17 protein-coding genes and 1 tRNA gene are annotated in these 19,185 nt (G+C 54.3%); 13 read left to right on the forward strand and 5 right to left on the reverse strand.

The genetic code is table 11. From position 1 onward, the window contains the following. Nucleotides 1–92 precede the first annotated feature (92 nt). Nucleotides 93–169 (forward strand) — tRNA-Arg (locus NMUL_RS10290). A 139-nt stretch (nt 170–308) separates the two neighbouring features. Here NMUL_RS10290 and NMUL_RS16090 read toward each other — a convergent pair. Beyond that, on the reverse strand, nt 309–626 hold the full coding sequence (locus NMUL_RS16090; protein ID WP_041352548.1) for a hypothetical protein: 318 nt from the start codon (nt 624–626) through the stop codon (nt 309–311). Nucleotides 627–835: 209 nt separating this feature from the next. Between NMUL_RS16090 and NMUL_RS10300 the strand changes: the two genes are divergently transcribed. The 3 genes from NMUL_RS10300 to NMUL_RS10310 all read left to right on the forward strand — a co-directional run bounded on the left by NMUL_RS10300 (nt 836) and on the right by NMUL_RS10310 (nt 3,557). Beyond that, nucleotides 836–1,402: a TetR/AcrR family transcriptional regulator gene (locus tag NMUL_RS10300; RefSeq protein WP_238529804.1), complete on the forward strand. Its 567-nt coding sequence runs from the start codon at nt 836–838 to the stop codon at nt 1,400–1,402. Between the two features lie 63 nt (nt 1,403–1,465). Continuing rightward, entirely contained in the window at nt 1,466–1,744 is a 279-nt protein-coding gene (locus tag NMUL_RS10305; protein WP_011381283.1) for a DUF4242 domain-containing protein, read from the forward strand. A gap of 67 nt (nt 1,745–1,811) precedes the next feature. Further along, a complete protein-coding gene (locus NMUL_RS10310) occupies nt 1,812–3,557 on the forward strand; it encodes a tetratricopeptide repeat protein (RefSeq protein ID WP_011381284.1) in 1,746 nt (581 codons plus the stop codon). 318 nt (nt 3,558–3,875) lie between these two features. Here the strand turns inward: NMUL_RS10310 and NMUL_RS10315 are convergent, their stop codons facing one another. The 3 genes from NMUL_RS10315 to NMUL_RS10325 form a co-directional block, all read right to left on the reverse strand. Then, on the reverse strand, nt 3,876–6,965 hold the full coding sequence (locus NMUL_RS10315) for an efflux RND transporter permease subunit (RefSeq protein ID WP_011381285.1): 3,090 nt from the start codon (nt 6,963–6,965) through the stop codon (nt 3,876–3,878). 51 nt (nt 6,966–7,016) lie between these two features. Beyond that, on the reverse strand, nt 7,017–8,204 hold the full coding sequence (locus NMUL_RS10320) for an efflux RND transporter periplasmic adaptor subunit (RefSeq protein WP_041352549.1): 1,188 nt from the start codon (nt 8,202–8,204) through the stop codon (nt 7,017–7,019). 124 nt (nt 8,205–8,328) lie between these two features. Beyond that, on the reverse strand, nt 8,329–9,015 hold the full coding sequence (locus NMUL_RS10325) for an ABC transporter ATP-binding protein (RefSeq protein ID WP_011381287.1): 687 nt from the start codon (nt 9,013–9,015) through the stop codon (nt 8,329–8,331). A 106-nt stretch (nt 9,016–9,121) separates the two neighbouring features. Between NMUL_RS10325 and NMUL_RS10330 the strand changes: the two genes are divergently transcribed. Together NMUL_RS10330 and NMUL_RS10335 are read left to right on the forward strand one after the other, a co-directional pair. Then, nucleotides 9,122–9,706 (forward strand): arylesterase, encoded by a 585-nt coding sequence (locus tag NMUL_RS10330; RefSeq protein WP_104009631.1) that lies wholly within the window; start codon nt 9,122–9,124, stop codon nt 9,704–9,706. Between the two features lie 152 nt (nt 9,707–9,858). Beyond that, on the forward strand, nt 9,859–10,359 hold the full coding sequence (locus NMUL_RS10335) for a universal stress protein (RefSeq protein WP_011381289.1): 501 nt from the start codon (nt 9,859–9,861) through the stop codon (nt 10,357–10,359). Nucleotides 10,360–10,417: 58 nt separating this feature from the next. On the opposite strand, the gene NMUL_RS10340 is transcribed toward NMUL_RS10335, so the two are convergent. Continuing rightward, nucleotides 10,418–11,218 carry an outer membrane protein assembly factor BamD gene (locus NMUL_RS10340; RefSeq protein WP_011381290.1) on the reverse strand — a complete coding sequence of 267 codons (801 nt, stop codon included), beginning with the start codon at nt 11,216–11,218 and terminating at the stop codon, nt 10,418–10,420. Here NMUL_RS10340 and rluD point away from each other — a divergent pair. The 7 genes from rluD (at nt 11,217) to NMUL_RS10375 (ending at nt 19,176) form a co-directional block, all read left to right on the forward strand. Then, entirely contained in the window at nt 11,217–12,272 is a 1,056-nt protein-coding gene (gene rluD, locus NMUL_RS10345) for a 23S rRNA pseudouridine(1911/1915/1917) synthase RluD (RefSeq protein ID WP_049783108.1), read from the forward strand. The two genes, NMUL_RS10340 and rluD, sit on opposite strands and share 2 nt — an antisense overlap. Beyond that, nucleotides 12,269–13,003, forward strand: a complete 735-nt coding sequence (gene pgeF, locus NMUL_RS10350) for a peptidoglycan editing factor PgeF (protein WP_011381292.1) — start codon at nt 12,269–12,271, stop codon at nt 13,001–13,003. The genes rluD and pgeF overlap by 4 nt, the downstream gene beginning before the upstream one ends. Nucleotides 13,004–13,143: 140 nt before the next feature. Then, nucleotides 13,144–13,941: a ZIP family metal transporter gene (locus tag NMUL_RS10355; RefSeq protein ID WP_011381293.1), complete on the forward strand. Its 798-nt coding sequence runs from the start codon at nt 13,144–13,146 to the stop codon at nt 13,939–13,941. A 151-nt stretch (nt 13,942–14,092) separates the two neighbouring features. Next, complete coding sequence (gene rimO / locus NMUL_RS10360; RefSeq protein ID WP_011381294.1) at nt 14,093–15,439, forward strand: 30S ribosomal protein S12 methylthiotransferase RimO; 1,347 nt, start codon at nt 14,093–14,095, stop codon at nt 15,437–15,439. Nucleotides 15,440–15,574: 135 nt separating this feature from the next. After that, a complete protein-coding gene (locus NMUL_RS10365) occupies nt 15,575–16,063 on the forward strand; it encodes a hypothetical protein (RefSeq protein WP_011381295.1) in 489 nt (162 codons plus the stop codon). Nucleotides 16,064–17,247: 1,184 nt separating this feature from the next. Next, nucleotides 17,248–18,384 carry an MlaE family ABC transporter permease gene (locus tag NMUL_RS10370; RefSeq protein WP_011381296.1) on the forward strand — a complete coding sequence of 379 codons (1,137 nt, stop codon included), beginning with the start codon at nt 17,248–17,250 and terminating at the stop codon, nt 18,382–18,384. Nucleotides 18,385–18,396: 12 nt separating this feature from the next. Beyond that, nucleotides 18,397–19,176 carry an ABC transporter ATP-binding protein gene (locus tag NMUL_RS10375; protein WP_011381297.1) on the forward strand — a complete coding sequence of 260 codons (780 nt, stop codon included), beginning with the start codon at nt 18,397–18,399 and terminating at the stop codon, nt 19,174–19,176. Nucleotides 19,177–19,185 lie beyond the last annotated feature (9 nt).

The raw sequence follows: 19,185 nt of genomic DNA on the forward strand, positions 1-19,185 counted from the left end.
ATAAGATCAGATGGAATGCTTTGACTCGGAAGTGCATCAGTCTGATATAATCACGCACGGCACTGGATATGCCAGAGTAGTTACCAGTCATAGCGCCCGTAGCTCAGTTGGATAGAGTACTTGGCTACGAACCAAGGGGTCGTGGGTTCGAATCCTGCCGGGCGCGCCAAAATCAAGGGGCTAGCGAAGGTTGCTAGCCCCTTTCTTGCTATTCACTCCTTCGTTTACTATTCAATGGCTTAACCCGGTCTGGTGTGCGGCGATAAATTATCTCGATTGTACGCGCCCCCGCATGTGAGAGCAGTTCTTCATGCTCCAGAACCCGCGTTGCTCGCGCGCTGCCTTTCTTTTGCCTGGATTCCCACGCCAGTATTCAACAATTTCCCAATCTTCAATGTAGCGCGTTCTGGCTTTTTATCCTCAACTCGAACCTCAGCTTTAACCGGATGAAGGTTGACGTATCCCCACTCGACTGCTTTGGTGTACGCATGACGAGCACTTCGCTCTCCTGATGAGCCGGCTGTACGCCCTCCGGTGATTTTGCCGGGCGCATTCGCTTTCTGCGCCGCGATCCTGGCGGCTTGCGCGTCCCAGCCCGAAGCATGTCGATCTAAGCCAGTGCGCACCGCCTCCGAACTCCGTACGAGAATGTTATGGGCACAGCATTGACTCAATGGATGAGAAAGGATGTCTCTTTTTTCTGTATGACTGAATGAGGTTCGTTAATCTGCTTCAGCATGAACATAGCAAAGAACAGTTGACGAAAAAAGACAACCGGTCGTATTATTAATACATGACGCGATCTGCAAAAAAAGAAGCGAGCAGGGATAATCTGTTGAATCAGGGTGTAAGCATGCTCATGCGTCAGGGCTACCACGGTACTGGTCTCCAGGAAATTCTGGATGCGGTAAATATTCCCAAAGGCTCTTTTTATAATTACTTCGACAGCAAGGAGGATTTTGGCGCCAAGGTTATCCAACATTACGTCGATCCTTTTATCACCCAGCTGACCACTCATTTACAACGCTCCGAGCCCGACGCACTGGGTGCAATACAGTGTTATTTTGATGAGCTTGTCGCGGAGCTGGAGAAAAACGATTTCAAGGGTGGCTGCCTCCTTGGGAATCTAATGGGCGAGATAGGTGATACCAGTCCTCTTTGCCAGCAATCCCTCCAGACGGCTGTTACCCGGTATCGGGATTTGCTGCAATCTGGCTTGGTCAAGGCTCAGCAACAAGGCACGGTCAGAACAGACAAATCAGCGGTGGAGATGGCCGATTTATTAATAAATGCCTGGCAGGGAGCTTTGCTGAGAGCGAAGATCGAAAAATCGCCCGCACCTGTCAAGCAATGCTGTCAGGATCTGCTCGGAGATTTTTTCAGGCCTCCTGCATCTGGCTAATATTTTTTTCTCTTTTATTAAGACGACCAGTCATATATTTATTAATCGAAACAAGAGGTATAAATGCCCAAATTCATCATTGAACGTGAGATTCCCGAAGCAGGTTCGTTTACCGCTCAGGATCTGCAAGCCATTTCTGAGAAATCATGCAACGTACTAGCCAACATGAGATCTCCGATTCAGTGGGTGGAAAGTTATGTGACCGATAACAAGGTTTACTGCATCTATATTGCACCCGATGAGATGGCCATACGAGCCCACGCCGAACAAGGCGATTTTCCTGCAAATCGTGTTTCCCGCATCCTGTCTGTAATCGATCCCACCGCGGCAGAGCGTTGCTAGAACGCGGAATTCGAGCAATAGAGTAAGCAATCCGCCCAACTGTAAAAATACTTTTAAGGAGATGTACATGGAATCCCGTGCTTTTAATTCCCTTATGATGGGACTGGTATTGGCTGGGACAAGCGTCTTTTGCCCGTCCTCAGAAGCGCGTGACTCGGCTGTGGGCGAGCAAAGCCGAACCCCTGCGGCGCAGGGATCAAACCACAAGCATTATGAAGCTTCACCCATGGCGAATCATCCAGGACCGGATGGGCAACTGGCCCCCAGGTTGCAGAACCTCGGCAATCATGCGTTTCCAGTCAGCACGCCAAATAAAAGAGCACAGCTCTTTATCAATCAGGGCATCAATCTGGCTTACGGCTTCAACCATGCCGAAGCGCGACGCGCATTCCGCGAAGCCGCGCGACTCGATCCCGCGCTGGCAATGGCATACTGGGGTCAGGCGCTGGTACTGGGCCCCAACATCAATGCCCCCATGGATCCCAACGATGAGCCCGATGCCTTGAAGCTGGTGCAAAAGGCGAAATCGCTGATGGAGTCGATCTCGGAAAGGGAACAGGCACTGATCAGAGCGCTGGAGAAACGTTATTCAGGCGATTCAGGGGATCGCGCGGCAAATGACAAGTCTTATGCTGAAGCAATGCGGACGGTCCATCGGCGTTTTCCCGCTGACCCTGATATCGCAATGCTCTATGTGGAATCAGTGATGGATCTCCGCCCCTGGGGATACTGGATGCGGGACGGCCATCCTCATGCGGGAACGGCTGAAATCGTGGCGCTGACCGAGGAAGTATTGCGCCGCCATCCCGCGCATCCCGCCGCATTGCACATGCAAATTCATCTAATGGAGCCCACGAACACGCCCGAGCGAGCGGAGAAAGCCGCGGATGTCCTGCTCCCGCTGATGCCTGCAGCGGGTCACATGATACACATGCCGTCGCACATTTATCAGCGGGTGGGACGGTATGGGGATGCGATAAAAAGCAACCGATTGGCAATAGCGGCCGACGAGGACTACATCGCTCAATGCCAGGCACAGGGACTGTACCCGATGGCCTACTACCCGCATAACATCCACTTTCTTTCGTTTTCTGCCACTGCAAACGGTCAAAGCAGAATGGCGATCGAATCCGCCCGCAAGACCGCCAGCAGGATAGACGATGCCACGCTGAAGGAAATGCCCCTGACTGCCGTGTTCCGCATGACACCCTACTGGGCTCTCGCGAGGTTCGGACACTGGCAGGAGATACTCGATGAGCCCTCTCCTCCCGTCACGAACGCCTTCCTCAAGGGGAGCTGGCATTATGTCCGGGGTCTCGCATTTGTCGCAACCGGGCGTCTTTCCCAAGCCGAGCAGGAACTGGGAACCTTGCGCGAGATCATGAAAGACCCGAGCCTGGACGGTGCGCTTTTCTCCAAGAATACGCCGCGCACCGTGCTGAGGATTGCTCCGGAAGTACTGGCCGGTGAAATTGACGCCGCTCGCGGTAAATTCGATTCGGCCATAGCGCATCTTGAACGCGCGATCCGCTACGAGGATGCTCTGGTTTACACGGAACCCGCTGAGTGGCACTATCCGCCGCGGCTCGCGCTGGGCGCGATCCTACTTGAAGCCGGATATCCCGATGAAGCAGAGACGGTCTACTGGAGCGACCTGCAACGCAATCGCGACAGTGGTTGGACTCTTTTCGGGCTGCTGCAGGCCCTGCGCGCCCAGAAAAAGGAAGCCGAAGCCGAAGTTATTGAGGCGCGCTTCAAAAGGGCATGGGAGCAGGCTGACGTAAAGCTGACGGCGTCACGCATGGGGCGATAGCGAAAACCCTGATAACCGCCGTCCGATGATACGGAGAAAATTTAGTTCTCGCTCCCGAGTCCCAAACTGGGTATTTCTTCCAATTTCGGAGGACGAGGCCGCGGAACTTATCGGGGAGCGCCGCACTCAACCTCCTCGATTTTTTTCTTTCTGATTGTTCTCGCCCCTTTGATGCTTGGGCAGTGACTATTGGGGCTGGATCTGGGGCGTGGATCAAGGGCACTCGCATTACACTCTCATGATCATCGAAATCCTGCAGAGGATAGGCGGATTCTTCGGCTCCCTGTCAGTTCGACTTGGGTGGGCGTCCAATACGATCTACGCCCGCTGTCCCGCCAGGTCCCCCGTCTCGAGCTTCAATGGTCCTTTGCCGGAGTATCGGTCCAGGTATAGATAGATCACCGGTGTGATGAACAAGGTGATCACCTGAGAAAACAGTAGTCCACCCACCACGGCAAGACCCAGCGGCTGGCGCAGTTCCGCGCCTGCTCCCAATCCCAGGGCGATAGGAAGCGCACCCATCAGGGCCGCCAGAGTAGTCATCATGATTGGCCGGAATCGCAGCAGGCAAGCGGTCCTGATCGCTTCCTGAGGTGTCATCCCTTCGTTGCGTTGGGCATCGAGCGCGAAATCGATCATCATGATCGCGTTCTTTTTAACTATGCCGATCAGCATAAGGATGCCGATCATGGCGATGATCGAGAGTTCCATATTGAACAGCCATAACATTCCCAAAGCTCCAACTGCAGCCGATGGCAGTCCTGAAAGGATCGTAACGGGATGGATATAGCTTTCATACAGCACACCAAGCAAAACATAGATGACCAGCAATGCGCCGATGATGAGTATCACCTGGCTTGCCTGTGAAGACTGGAATGCTGCCGCATCCCCCGCATAGCTCGTGAGAATGCTGGCGGGGACATTCAGTTCGCGCTTGAACTTCTCTATTCGGACAGAGGCTTCTCCCAGCGCGGCCCCGGGCGCGAGATTGAACGAGATGGTCAACGACTCGAGCTGGCCGGAGTGGTTGATCGCAAGGGGTCCCACCTGGCGTTCAACCGATGCAACGCTGGAGAGTGGCACCAGCATGCCGTTCTTGCCACGCAGATAGATTTTATCGAACGCACTCTCGTCGGCGCGGTCCTCCGATGCTACCTGCAGGATAACCGGATAACTGTCGCTGGAGGTATAGATCGTCGACACCTGGCGCTCACCAAACGCGCTGTACAGCAGAGAACGTATATCGGACATCTGCACGCCCAGCAGATTGACTTTGTCACGATTGATATTGAGTTGCGCCTGCAGCCCCTTCAACTGGGAATCACTGGTGACATCGCGGAATATCGGATCGGCACGCATGCGCGCCATCAAACCCTCTGCCGCACCGCGCAATTCCTCCGCGCGCACACTGCGCATGACATATTGATAACGGCTCTTGCTGGTGCGTCCTCCCAGCCTGAGATTCTGAATGGGATTGATGAAAACGTTGACGCCAGGAATAGCGCTGACCTCGCGCCGCAAATCTTCCATTACCTTGTTGAGAGGGGGCCGTTCGCTCCGCGGCTTCAAGGTCATGAACAACCGGGCGCTATTGCTTTCGGTCGCATTGACGATGAGTGTGTCAACAGCCGGATTGGCGCGCATGATTTCCCCCGTTTGCTGCAACAATTCTGTCATGGCTGGAAAGGAAATGTCTTCAACCGCGTCCACGGTGATCAGCGCCTGTCCGATATCCTCCGTAGGGAAAAAACCTTTGGGCAAGACCACGAACAAGCCTGCCGTGGCAATGAAGGTGCCCATGGCAATGCCGAGCACGGTACGGCGATGAAGCAACGCGAGATCGAGGAAGCGTTCATAGACTCCCAGGGTACGGATGAATCCCCGCTCGAACCAGGCGGTCCACTTCAGGCTTCTGCCCTCGGACTCGTGCTGGACGATATACCGGCTTGTCATCACGGGCACCAACGTGAGCGAGACAAGTGCCGACATCATGATGGCGATGCCCACTACCCCTGCAAATTCATGAAAAAGCAGGCCGATTACTCCGGGCATGAAAAAAATCGGGATGAAGACGGCCACCAGCGAGAGGGAAATCGACATGATGGTAAAACTCACCTCTTTCGACCCCACCAGAGCCGCCTGCAAGGGCGGCATCCCCTCCTCGATATGACGAACGATATTTTCCAGCATTACGATGGCATCATCCACGACCAGGCCGACCGCGAGCGTGATTGCCAGCAGGGAAATATTGTCCAGGCTGTAATCGAGCAGATACATCATCGCTACGGTTCCAAGCAGGGAGATCGGCAGCGACAGCGCCGGAATCAGCGTGGCGGAAGCCTTCCGCAGGAACAGGAAAATCACAAGTAGAACGAGTACGATCGTTACCGCCAGCGTCACCTGCACATCATGAATCGAGTCGCGAATCGAAACCGAGCGGTCGCTGGTCAGCTTGAGTTGCACCGACGAAGGCATTTGGGCGACCAGCGCCGGCAGGGCGGCTTTTATGGCATCCACGGTCGCCACTGTATTGGCGCCCGGCTGGCGCTGCACCGACAAGGTTATTGCCCGCTCCCCATTGGCCCAGCTTGCGGTCTTGACCGACTGAACGCTGTCTTCAACTTCCGCTACTTCCGAGAGGCGCACGGGGTTCCCTGCATCAGAGGTCGCTACGATCAGATCCGCGAAGGCTGCCGCGTTTCCGAGCTGGCGGTTGGCCTGAATGGTAAGCGTCTGACGCGGTCCCTCGAGAGTGCCTATCGGCGTATTGGCGTTGGCAGTTCCCAGCGCAGTGGCGATATCGTCCAGCGTCAAATTACGGACAGCAAGCGCTTCCGCATTGACATGGATACGTACGGCGTATTTTTTCTGGCCGTTGATCTGGACCTGCGCAACGCCCGAGAGCGTTGATAAAGTGGGAGCAATCAGGTCTTCGGCAAGGCTGTTCAGTTCCGACAACGACATCGAAGGCGATGTCAGCGTAAGAAAGAGGATGGGCGAGTCGGCAGGATTGATCTTGCGATACGAAGGGGGTGACGTCATCTCGATCGGGAGAGCGCGCTCGGCTCGCAGCAAGGCCGCCTGTACGTCAATTGCCGCGCTGTCGATATCCCGTTTCTGGTCAAATTCCAGGGTAATCGCAGTATTGCCAAGCGTGCTGGTGGAACTGATTACCGAAAGACCAGAGATCGTCGAGAATTGCCGCTCCAGTGGGGTTGCCACAGAGGAAGCCATTGTCTCGGGACTGGCGCCCGGCAATACCGCTGCCACCGAAATAGTGGGCGAGTCATAACTGGGAAGGGCGGCAATAGGCAAATTACCGTAAGCCATAATGCCGGCGAGAATAGCCGAGGCTGACAACAGCACCGTCATGATGGGACGGCGAATGCACAGTTCCGAGAGATTCATCGCGCTGACTTCATGCTGTTGCAGATCGGCCCTGCCAAAACAATTTGCTCATCAGGAGTTTCTACCCGCTGCCCCGGCACCAGTCTTGATGGAACTCGCCTCCGTTACGGCGCTGCCCGGACGGAGATTCTGCGCCCCCTCCGCTACCACATGCATCCCGGAAGTAATGGCCTTTCCCTCTACTACCGCAACCCCTTCCTGTACCAGGCGCACCTCGACCGAAAAAGGCTTTACCTTTCCGGTTTCGTCCAGTACATACAGGAATTTTCCTTCCGGTCCATTCTGCACGGCCTGCACCGGCACCGTCAGAGCATGGATCAAAGTTTGCGGCGCGAGCGACACCATGACAAACATGCCTGGCCACAGGTGCCTGTCGGCATTGGGAAACTCTGCCTTGAGACGAATTGTACCGCTTGCCGTATCGACGGCATTATCGATAAATATCAGGCGGCCCGTTCTTGTCTGTTTTTGCGGCCCATTCAGCTCGACGGTTACCGGCACTTCGCCTTTCGCAAAAGCCTGCTGCAAAGGTATGAAGTCGCGTTCCGGCAAGGTGAAGCTGACGTTGATCGGATCGATCTGGGTAATGCTCACCAAAGCATCATTGGGCTGCACCAAGCTGCCCTGATATACCGAAATGGCGCCCGAACGACCAGAGATCGGGGCAGTGATTTCGCTGAAGCCGCGGGCGATTCTATTCGCCTGAGCTGTAGCCTCATCGACTGTAAGCTGGGCGCGTAGCGCATCCACCTGATTCTCCGCCACATCCAGGGCCGCCTGCGAAATAAAATCCTGCCTGAACAGTTCCCGCTGGCGTTCAAGATTACGTTCCGCATTTCTCAAATCGGCACGTGACTTCGCCAGTTGCCCCTCTGTTCTGCGCACATTGGCATCCTCAGTGCGCGCGTCGAGCGTGAAAAGCGGCTCGCCCTTTCGAACGAATTGACCTTCCCTGATATGCACGGCGCTGATCATTGCGCTCAGCTGGGGACGCACGGCCACCATCTGCTGCGCCGACACGGTACCGTTGGCAGCGAGTTGTACCGGTACGTTCTGCTGGTTGATGACCGCTGTTATTACCGGCGTAGGTTCCGAAGTCTTCTTCTTCGCATCGATCGCGCCACTCGGGTTACGCCACATCCAGGTCCCCGCTATCAGGGCAGCCAGTATAAAACCAAGGATTGTGACTCTCAGGCGTCGGACAGGTGTAGTCCTTTTTATTTCAGAAATAGCTTCCATCAGGGAGACTTAGCCGAATGCGATCGAATTATGGGTCCGGAAAGGGAGAGGAGCATACCAAGAAGTACAGCGGGAAGCACCGTCTTATCAGTTGGCCGCACCGTGAAGATACTTCTCGACTTCTTCAATCCACGATTTTTCCTCCGGCAAGCCGTATTCTCCCTGCACAACGGCTGGAGATGGCTTCATCGTGTGTTACCAGAATGAGCGTTGTCCCACGCTCGCGGTTCAGTTCAAACATGAGCTCTATGATTTGGGCGCCCGTCGCAGAATCAAGGTTGCCTGTCGGTTCATCCGCCAATACCAGTCGAGGTTGGGTAACAAAGGCGCGCGCAATAGCGACGCGTTGCTGCTCTCCTCCTGAGAGCTGGCGCGGATAATGCCTTAGACGCTGTCCAAGCCCCACTCGTTCAAGCAATTCGCGCGAGGCGCTGCCGGCATCCGACATATTCGCAAGTTCCAGGGGCAACATCACGTTTTCCATCGCAGTGAGCGCCGGCAACAGTTGAAATGACTGGAAGACAAATCCCAGCATACGTCCGCGAAGTGCCGCCCGCGCATCCTCGTCCAACAGAAAAATATCCTCGCCATCAAGATGAACCTTACCGCTCGAAGGCGTATCTAATCCTGCTAACAACCCCAGCAATGTCGACTTTCCTGAACCCGACGCTCCTACTACGGCGACGGAATCGCCAGCATTGATGCTTAAATTGATGTTCTCCAGAATGGTGAGTTGTTCGTCGCCGGTATTCACTTGCTTGGTCAATCCAATCGCCTGCACGATGGGCCGTACTACAACATTATCTGTCATGAAAAATTTCCTGGTTATTCTCTATCTGATATCGGCATTCTTTACCCCCACTTTGGGCGCAACCGTGGGGCCGGCGCCCGCGCCCGCCTCCGGAGCCACGACCGTTATGGTATTCGGCGACAGTTTATCTGCCGGTTATGGCTTGCCTCCGGATGCAGGCTGGGTCAACCTGCTCAAGAACCGGCTGCAAGCACAATCACAGACATATCTGATCAATAACAGCATCAGTGGCGAGACCGCATGGGGAGGACGCAACCGGATCGAGAAAGCGCTCAAGACCCATCGTCCTGACATCGTCATTGTCGAGTTGGGAGGTAATGACGGACTGAGAGGAGCGTCCATCGGATCCATCCGGGACAATCTCGAAGCCATCATTGAAGCCTGCAAGCGGAACAATGCCACTGTACTGTTGGCCGGAATGCAATTGCCGCCAAATTATGGCATAACATATACTCAAAAGTTTCAGGATATTTACCCTCAACTCGCCAAACGCCACGACATCAAACTCGTGCCGTTTCTCCTGGATGGCTTCGGTAACAAACGCGAATTTTTTCAGGCAGATGGAATACATCCCACCGCTCGGGCCCAGGAAAAAATCGTGGAAAACGTCTGGAAAGTGTTGAGAACGATGCTCGAGGCTCCCCAGAAATCTTCACCACCGCTTGCTTACGACTCTCCGGAGACGCGGTGAAGCCATACAGGCTGGAATGAGCTTGCCTGCGGGATTTGTCACTATCCAGAAATTGAGGTAATGTAATCTCGGCCTTATGAGAAATAGCATGATGGGAGAGAACCCGGAGAGCAATATTTGGTGAGTTCGCGCTGCGGATATGAATAAAGAAAATGATCGGTAGCTACAGGCATATTCTGCTGGCAGTGGACTTTTCGGAGCACGGAAATCACGTTATCCGAAAAGCAAGGTATCTGGCGGAAACATTTCAGGCAAAGCTCAGCATCATTCATGTGCTTGATAACATTCCCATGCCTGATATGGCATATGGAACCATTGTCCCCCTCGAGGAATATTCAGCTTACGAGTTGCTGGAAGCGGAAAAAAAGAAGCTGGAACAAGTGGCTGACCGTTTGGGAGTGGACGTCCGGCAGCGCTGGCTGGTATGGGGCGTGCCCGCACAGGAAATAGTTCGCGTAGCAGAGCAGGAACAGGTCGACCTCATCGTTGTCGGCTCGCATGGGCGCCACGGCCTTGCACTACTGCTGGGATCGACAGCAAACAGCGTTCTCCATCATGCGAAATGCGATGTTATCGCCATTCGCCTGCAGGATGAGGTAACGAGCGACGAATCGATACTGGAGAGATCAGCGCTCGATCCCTTGGCGTCCTAGTCTGGCCTCCGTTTTGCAATCCAGTCGCTCCACAGCTTCAGCCGGAGCATTGCTGGCATCACCAGAATTTCCACCAGGGCTCGCCGTTGGTCCCCGTCGAGTCGGATAGAAAACGGCTGTTTGGAAAGTTTTTTCTCATGACACGATCGGCATCATCGCGCAAATCAGTCATGCCCAAGGCGTCGTAGGCCTTCACCATGATGAACAAGGCCTCTTCCGTCGCCGGGGTTTGCGGATATTCCTTCAAGGCATATTGGGCGCGGTTGGCTGCGGCAACATACCCTCCCCGTTTCATATAGTAGCGCGCCACCTGTATTTCATTCAGCGCTACGACGTTGACCAGATGCTTCATGCGTTGCACTGCATCGGGCGCGTACTTGCTCTTGGGAAAACGGTTCACCAGCTCCTTGAAATTTTCAAATGATTCGTGCGATGCCTTGGGATCGCGCTCGCTCATGTCCTGGTTGAGAATCTTTTCCGTGACGATGCCCATCAACCCCAGGTCATCGTTGAAATTCGCCAGACCCTTCAGGTAATACGCATAATCCACATTGGGATGGTTTGGATGAAGCTTGATGAAACGATCGGCAGCCGCAATCGCCAGCGCCTGCTCGCCATCCTTGTAATGCGCATAGCCGATTTCCAGCTGCGCCTGCTGCGCATAGCGCCCGTAAGGGTAGCGCGCTTCCAGCGCTTCAAAAAGTTTGATGGCGGCAGCATAATTGCCATCGTTCAATTCCGATTTTGCCTCGGTATAGTATTTACTCGCCGACCACGCCTTGGTGTCCTCCATTTCCTTGGGAAACAGGCCGCATGCCGATAGCAGCAATGCGAGAAATAAAGCTACACTACGTAACATGATGAATTCAGTGCCAGGAAAAAGGAATAACCATTATAGCCCAAAGCCTATAGTGCCCGAACCAGCGCATCCGGCGCCCGAGCCGCCGGGGAGGGTTGTGGAACTGATCATTCCCGACCATTGCGCCGGCCTCCGGCTGGATCAGGCCCTGGCGCAACTATTGGCCGAATGGTCTCGCAGCCGGCTGCAATCTTGGATTCTGGAAAAGAGGGTAAGCGTAGATGGCGCATGCAGCCTTCCCCGGCAGAAAGTGTGGGGTGGGGAAAAGATCGTACTCTCTCCCGCACGCGATCCTGCTGAAACTGCGCATGAGCCGGAAGCCATTGCGCTGGATATTGTCCATGAAGATCACGCCATCATTATCATCGATAAGCCCGCGGGGCTCGTCGTCCATCCCGGCAGCGGAAACTGGCAGGGCACCCTGCTCAATGCATTGCTGCACCATTCCCCTCAATTAAGCGGCATACCGCGCTCCGGTATCGTTCACCGTCTGGACAAGGAAACCAGCGGTCTCCTGGTAGTGGCAAAAACCCTGGAAGCCCAAACCAGCCTGGTGCGCCAGTTGCAAAAGCGCACGGTCAAACGGGAGTATCTGGCGCTGGTCTGGGGCAGCGTTTCCTCCCACGGAAGGGTTGACGCTCCGGTCGGCCGCCATCCGGTACAGCGGACCAGAATGGCAGTAGTCGCGAGTGGCAAGGAAGCGCGCACACGTTACGAGGTATTGGAGCAATTCACCGATTGCACCTTGCTCCGGTGCGGACTGGAGACAGGGCGCACCCATCAGATACGCGTGCACATGCAGTCTCTCGGCCATCCCCTGGTGGGAGATCCGTTGTATGGCGGCAAAGCAAAAAAAGGCAGCAGTGCGACGATGCAGTTGGCTGCTTTTCCCCGGCAGGCGTTGCATGCCCACAAGCTGGAATTGACGCATCCGCAGAACGGCCAGAGAATGGGATGGGAAGCGCCATTGCCGGAAGACATGAGCAACCTGCTGCTGATGCTTCAGAAAGCGCGTGATAAAGAATCCCATGCAATTCCAGCCATGATCAAATGAACGACTGGATCACTCCCGACTGGCCGGCCCCGCCCAATGTCAAGGCATTGTTCACTACACGCAACGGTGGAGTGAGTCAGAGCCCCTATGCCAGCCTTAACCTGGGCGGCCATGTAGGCGACGACACGGGAGCGGTCGAACAAAACCGCGCTCTGCTGCGGCGGTGTTTACCCGCCGACCCCCGGTGGCTGAACCAGGTGCATGGCACAAGCACGATCGGTATCGACCGCAACGACTGCACGTCCACATCCTGCGGGGATGCCGCATTCAGTCAGCGCGCCGCCCATATCTGCGCGATTCTTGTAGCCGACTGTCTGCCCATATTGTTGTGCGACCGCGGAGGAACCACAGTAGGCGCGCTTCATGGCGGATGGCGCGGATTGGCCGGAGGAATCGTGGAACAGGCCATATCTGCGATGGGAACAGATCCGGCTTCTCTTATGGCCTGGCTCGGCCCGGCAATCGGTCCGGGATATTTCGAGGTCGGGGAGGAAGTACGACAGGCTTTTATCCAGCGCGATGAAGAAGCCGCCCTCGCCTTCCGCCCGGGTCCCCATAAGGGGAAATGGTATGCCGACCTTTTCCTGCTGGCGCGGCAGCAGTTGAAGAATGCCGGCATTCCCGCGGTATATGGCGGAGGGGAATGTACTTTCAGCGATCCCGCGAGGTTTTTTTCTTATCGGCGCGATGGCAGCACAGGACGTATGGCCGCCTTGATCTGGCTAACATAAATCGCCCGGTACAGCAGCGATAACGGCGATAAATATTCCGGTTGGAAGGGTCTTGCGACCGGATCCACTCCGCCGTCACCGTAATTTGGGCGCAACAGCGTATAATCGCGCCTTTTCCCGCCAGTATCTCAATAGCATCCATGTCGACCTTTGCCTGGATCATCGTCACCAGCCTGTTCGGGGGTATCCTGAGCGTACTGTTCGCTGCCGTGCTGACGCTCAACACACGCACCTCCTGGGTTCAGATATTGATCTCGTATGCCATCGGGGCGCTATTGGGAGCCGCTTTCCTCAACGCCCTACCGGAAGCGCTCGAACTTTCTAAAAACCCGGGGCAAATGACGGCTACGGTGCTGTTCGGCATCCTGCTATTCTTCATTCTGGAAAAACTAGTATTGTGGCGTCACTGCCATTCCCAAGAATGTGAAGTTCATGATCCCACCCGCAGCGTAATCGCCACCGGAACACATCAGCATGACTATGGCCGCAGCGGCATGATGATCATGCTGGGTGACACGTTTCACAATTTCGTCGACGGCATACTGATTGCTGCCGCCTTCATGGCCGACATACAGTTGGGTATTGTCACCGCCATTGCCATCATTGCCCATGAAATTCCCCAGGAAGCCAGCGATTTTCTGATACTGCTCAATTCCGGGTATACCCGAAAACAAGCACTGCTTTTCAATCTGCTGTCCAGCGCGGCCACCCTGCTTGGGAGCATGGCGGCCTACTTCATGTTGCAGGACATGCGGCACCTGATCCCATCGCTGCTGGGCCTCGCAGCGGCGGCCATGATTTACGTGGCAATGTCGGATCTCATACCGGGCTTGCACAGGCGCCCCGAAATCGACGCGACCATCAAGCAGGTTGCCCTCATCACGCTCGGGATCAGCTCAATCTGGCTAGCTGGAAACCTGTTTGCTCATCATGCGTGAGCTTCATTTGCTCAAGCCGTTCTCACCCTCAAAAATCCTGAAGCGTTTTCCCGCCTTCCGGGGAATCCTCAGCCGGATATTTTGTCTCTGCAAAAACACATCATTCTTCTCACTCTGACTTTCCTTCGAGGAAAGCGATATTACAAATCAAATGGCATCTCTGAAACAGCAGACTCCCCGTATCGGCTTTGTCTCCCTCGGTTGCCCGAAGGCCTTGGTAGATTCCGAGCAGATCCTTACCCAGCTTCGTGCCGAAGGTTATGAAACTTCCTCTACCTATGAGGATGCGGACCTTGTAGTCGTCAATACCTGCGGTTTTATCGATAGCGCAGTGGAAGAGTCACTCGACGCTATCGGCGAGGCGCTGGCGGAAAACGGCAAGGTGATCGTCACCGGTTGCCTTGGAGCAAAAGAAGGCGGGGACGTGGTCAAGCAAGCCCATCCACAAGTACTGGCGGTGACAGGACCCCACGCCCTGCCCGAAGTAATGGCTGCGGTCCACATGCATCTGCCCCAGCCGCACGATCCCTATACCAGTCTCATTCCTCCACAAGGCATAAAGCTGACGCCCCGGCATTACGCTTATCTCAAGATCTCCGAAGGTTGCAATCACCGCTGTACCTTCTGCATCATCCCTTCGATGCGCGGCGACCTCGTCAGTCGCCCCATCCATCAGGTGATGGAGGAAGCGGAAAACCTGGTGAACGCAGGGGTCAGGGAATTGCTCGTCATTTCGCAGGATACGAGCGCTTATGGGGTAGACGTCAAATACCGCACCGGTTTCTGGCAAGGCAGGCCGCTGAAAACGCGGATGACCGACTTGGCGCGCTCGCTCGGCGAATTGGGAGTATGGGTTCGCCTCCATTATGTTTACCCTTACCCGCATGTCGATGAAGTGATTCCGCTCATGGCCGAGGGGAAAATTCTTCCATATCTCGATGTACCGTTTCAGCACGCTAGTCCCCGTATCTTGAAGGCAATGAAACGTCCGGCCAACTCCGAAAACAATCTTTCCCGCATTCGGCGATGGCGTGAAGTCTGTCCGGATATCACCCTGCGCAGTACCTTCATTGTCGGCTTTCCCGGAGAAACAGAGGCGGAATTCGAACAACTCCTGGAGTTTCTCGAGGAAGCGCAACTCGATCGTGTTGGCTGCTTTGCCTATTCACCTGTCGAGGGTGCGGCGGCGAACGCTCTTCCCGATCCCGTGCCGGAAGAGGTGAAAGAAGAGCGACGGGCGTGTTTCATGGCAATACAGGAAAAAATCAGTGCTGAACGCCTGGCCCGCAAAATCGGCAAACGCATGATTGTCCTGATAGACGACGTAAGCAAAAACAAGGCTGTCGCCCGTAGTACTGCCGACGCTCCGGAAATCGATGGCCTGGTTTATATCGGCAAGGCAAAAAACGTAAAACCGGGTGAATTTATTGAAGTTGAAATTATCCGCTCCGACCCCCACGATCTGCACGCTCGACAGGTCAGCGACAACCGAACGTAAGGGATCCTGAGTAGCTATCGGAGCTATCGGTTGACATGCTCAGTATTAGGGCGATAATCCCGGTAAAAGCTGATTGCAGGAGTCATGACGCGCTAATAAGTGAGTGAGTAGAAACCGAACGGACGGGAGATCAAGTTGAAAAAGATTTTGGCTGTTTTTACTGCTCTGCTGGCTTTTATAGCCGCTACTGCCATCGCCAGTGAAATCGATAAACGTCAAGTCCTCACGCTGAATGAGCCTCAGCGCGATCACATATTAAAGGAAATGCGCGCCCTGCTATCAGGAACTCAGCGCATTCTCGAGGCTCTGTCCAAGGAAGACATGGTGGCGGTAGCAGAGCATGCTCGTGCGCTGGGTATGGGTATGGCGCATAAGGGTGAAAATCATCTCCAATCGGTGCTGCCCAAGGAATTCATGCAGCTCGGCATGTCTGTGCACAAGGCGTTCGACGAAATCGCCGCTGATGCCGAGTCCCGGAAAGACCCCCGGCATACCTTGCGGCAATTGAGCGAATCGATGATGAAGTGTTCCACTTGCCATGTCACTTACCAGATTCGCGTCAGAGAGGAGTCAAATATTCCGTCAGGCGGTCCAGCGGCAGAACATTTTCACGACCACCATTAGCCCTGAGAAGCGCGGTGAACAAAACCTTCGTAGGCACCCCGGAGGATTATTCAGCAGTCCCAAGTTACTTTGCGATATCCTGCGCTGCAGTACACCCGCTCTTCATAATGAGGAGGCATCTTCGAGAATGGCAATATCTTCGAGAGGATTACTGCGGATGGCATGATATCGACGTAGCAGGATTTTTCGGGGAGTCCAGCTTTGCCGGATAGTCCTCACGCTTCGATACAAACGAAGCGTTCAATTTGACCCCCTCCCATCAACGCAACCAGCGCCTCGAACTAGCATAGCAAACCAAGCGAGCTACGTAGAATTGGAACAGGCGACAGGAAAATTCGGTGAAGAAGCGGAAGTAACGAAATATCGAATGATGATCCGCGTTTTGCTTCACCCTATCCTTCATGAACAGGATAAACCTACCGTCCGACAGCAGGAAAGCGGTCGCCTCCGAATCCATCCGATCGGGGGTAATAAGGAATCGGGGGTAATAAGGAAAAAATAATCAGAATCAGAGCCGTATTCCAGCTTCAGAAGATACTGCTCCGATCCTGATTTGCTATTTATTATTATTGTCGTAGTTATTGTTATTACTGCCTCCCCTCCTCTGTATTTATCTATCACTCAGCTTCGAGAAATCTGCCGAGGACGAGGCGTATACTGCCCACTTCGCTTCTTGTCTCTCGTCGCCTGAAGTTGATCAGGCACTTGAAGCTATGGAGCAGGTTCAGTACGCCTGTTATTAAAAGGGAGCTAACAGTATAATAAGCAAATGCCGTGCCAGTTATTTTAACATTTTAAAAACAATTGTTTATCCGTAACTCCCCTATTTAAAGGCGTACAAGTGTAAGAAATTCCGTCAAATAGTGGGTCCATCTGGCCATGCCGTCTGGCAAAATCGAAAAAAAACCGCAGCTTCCCTTCAAGCTTTCGCTGGAGACATTTCATTCATTTTCCCTTCCATGAACTTCGCCATTTCTCTTTCTGCTTCTGTTCGCCTCTCGCTTGCCCGAGAAGCCTGAATGCGTTTTACTAGGAGAATGGGTGGGATTGCAGTCGAACTGTTCAGCTATACTCTATAGGGACAAGCTGTCCCACGAGGAATAAAGCAACCAATACCGGGATAAGCTGACACCAAGAAGAGCGGAAAAGCTTATCCCGACAAGCGTTTCCTGAGGATAATTGTGATGTCGGAGATTCAAGGCAGCAATTCACCCGTGGTATTGCGCCGCGTTACCGGCGCTGATGGAATTCCGCGCGTGATTGTTGAAGGGAACTGCACTCTCACTGCTTTAGGTGAGCGGATTCGACCGATTGCTGCGGAGCTTTCCGAGTACGCTACCGCGCCGGAAATAAGGTGGGATCTTACACAGATAGCCCGGATGGATGACGCAGGAGCTGTTCTCCTGTGGCGCGGCTGGGGTAATCAGCGACCCCGGTATCTGCTTGTAAGACCCGAGCATGAAAGGCTTTTCGATCGCCTGGAAGAAACGTGGACCCCTCCTTCTGAAGCAGCACCGGATCGGCTGTGGCCGATTATGGTACTGGGAAAGGCAGTTTTCCTCTTGTGGGAGCATCTGGTCGGCCTGGTGATTCTGATGGGCCAATTGGTGCTGGAAATAAAGTATCTGGCCGGCCGTCCCTCGCGCATACCATGGCGAGAAATTTCGGCGAATTTGTATCGGACCGGGGCGCAGGCACTGGGTATCACGGCCCTGGTGGGATTTCTCATCGGTGTAGTATTGAGCTATCTGTCTTCCCGGCAATTGCAAATATTTGGAGCGCATGTCTTCATCGTCAACATCCTGGGCATCAGCGTTATCCGGGAGCTTGGACCCATGCTTGCCGCTATCCTGGTTGCCGGCCGTTCCGGTTCATCGATGACCGCGCAACTGGGGGTGATGCGGGTAACCGAGGAACTGGATGCCCTGACAGTCATGGGTATTCCCCACAGTCTTAGGCTAATCCTGCCGAAAGTGATCGCCCTGGGTCTTGCGATGCCACTCGTTGTGCTGTGGACCAGCGCTGTTGCACTGATAGGAGGAATGACCGTTGCCGAGCTACAGCTTGGGTTGGGCTACAAGTTTTTTTTGAGCAGGCTTCCGGATGCCGTGGCTGTTTCCAACTTATGGCTGGGACTAGGCAAAGGGATTGTATGCGGAATGGCAATTGCCTTGATTTCTTGCCACTTCGGTTTGAGAATCAAATCAAATACGGAAAGCCTGGGCGAAGGTACAACGAACTCGGTCGTCACATCCATTACCGTGGTAATTATTATCGATGCAATTTTTGCCGTGATCTTTTCGGATGTGGGATTAAGATAAAGCGGGAGTCGCATGCCGAAAAATAACTGCATTATCGAGGTGGAAGGGTTGTATACCCGGTTCGGCAATCACGTCGTGCATGAGAATATCGGACTTTGCGTACAGCGTGGAGAAGTATTGACGCTGGTCGGAGGCTCCGGTAGCGGAAAGACCGCGCTCATGCGGCAGATGCTCGGGCTTGAAACCCCCGCGCAAGGCACGGTGAAGGTTTTCGGAGAACCATTGCACGGCCGGAATCGCCAGCAGATACAGAACATGCGAAACCGCTGCGGGGTATTGTTCCAGAAAGGCGCTCTGTTCAGCGCGTTGTCGGTCTATGACAATATTGCCTTGCCGATGCGTGAGCTGCGCACCCTGGACGAAGAGATGATTCGCGATCTCGTGATGCTCAAGCTTGAAATGGTGGAAATCGCGCCTGTCCATGCAAACAAGATGCCTGCCGAGCTTTCCGGGGGCATGATCAAACGCATCGCGTTGGCGCGGGCGATGGCGCTTAATCCGGAACTCCTGTTTCTGGACGAGCCAACGGCCGGGCTCGATCCAGAGCTCAGTGAGGGATTTGTCCGCCTTATCAAGACGATGCAATCCGAACTGACATTTACGATCATCATGGCGACTCACGACCTCGACACGCTGGTTGCGCTTTCCGATCGTGTCGCGGTGCTGGCGGACAAACATCTGGTGGCGTTGGGAACCGTGCGAGAGGTAATACACACTAAGCACGCTTTCATTTCCAATTTTTTCTGTGGCGTGCGCGGCAGGAAAACTTTGGAAAACAGCAGTATCTTATAGGGGGCGATT

It is taken from the genome of Nitrosospira multiformis ATCC 25196, from assembly GCF_000196355.1.
Classification (GTDB): Bacteria; Pseudomonadota; Gammaproteobacteria; order Burkholderiales; family Nitrosomonadaceae; genus Nitrosospira; species Nitrosospira multiformis.

What these genes read in the sequence shown, in the direction of transcription:
- rimO (WP_011381294.1), top strand. Translation starts at nt 14,093, where the DNA reads ATGGCATCTCTGAAACAGCAGACTCCCCGTATCGGCTTTGTCTCCCTC.
- NMUL_RS10370 (WP_011381296.1), top strand. Translation starts at nt 17,248, where the DNA reads ATGTCGGAGATTCAAGGCAGCAATTCACCCGTGGTATTGCGCCGCGTT.
- NMUL_RS10320 (WP_041352549.1), bottom strand. Translation starts at nt 8,204, where the DNA reads ATGGAAGCTATTTCTGAAATAAAAAGGACTACACCTGTCCGACGCCTG.
- NMUL_RS10310 (WP_011381284.1), top strand. Translation starts at nt 1,812, where the DNA reads ATGGAATCCCGTGCTTTTAATTCCCTTATGATGGGACTGGTATTGGCT.
- NMUL_RS10375 (WP_011381297.1), top strand. Translation starts at nt 18,397, where the DNA reads ATGCCGAAAAATAACTGCATTATCGAGGTGGAAGGGTTGTATACCCGG.
- NMUL_RS10355 (WP_011381293.1), top strand. Translation starts at nt 13,144, where the DNA reads ATGTCGACCTTTGCCTGGATCATCGTCACCAGCCTGTTCGGGGGTATC.
- NMUL_RS10340 (WP_011381290.1), bottom strand. Translation starts at nt 11,218, where the DNA reads ATGTTACGTAGTGTAGCTTTATTTCTCGCATTGCTGCTATCGGCATGC.
- pgeF (WP_011381292.1), top strand. Translation starts at nt 12,269, where the DNA reads ATGAACGACTGGATCACTCCCGACTGGCCGGCCCCGCCCAATGTCAAG.
- NMUL_RS10325 (WP_011381287.1), bottom strand. Translation starts at nt 9,015, where the DNA reads ATGACAGATAATGTTGTAGTACGGCCCATCGTGCAGGCGATTGGATTG.
- rluD (WP_049783108.1), top strand. Translation starts at nt 11,217, where the DNA reads ATGATGAATTCAGTGCCAGGAAAAAGGAATAACCATTATAGCCCAAAG.
- NMUL_RS10330 (WP_104009631.1), top strand. Translation starts at nt 9,122, where the DNA reads ATGGTATTCGGCGACAGTTTATCTGCCGGTTATGGCTTGCCTCCGGAT.
- NMUL_RS10335 (WP_011381289.1), top strand. Translation starts at nt 9,859, where the DNA reads ATGATCGGTAGCTACAGGCATATTCTGCTGGCAGTGGACTTTTCGGAG.
- NMUL_RS10305 (WP_011381283.1), top strand. Translation starts at nt 1,466, where the DNA reads ATGCCCAAATTCATCATTGAACGTGAGATTCCCGAAGCAGGTTCGTTT.
- NMUL_RS10315 (WP_011381285.1), bottom strand. Translation starts at nt 6,965, where the DNA reads ATGAATCTCTCGGAACTGTGCATTCGCCGTCCCATCATGACGGTGCTG.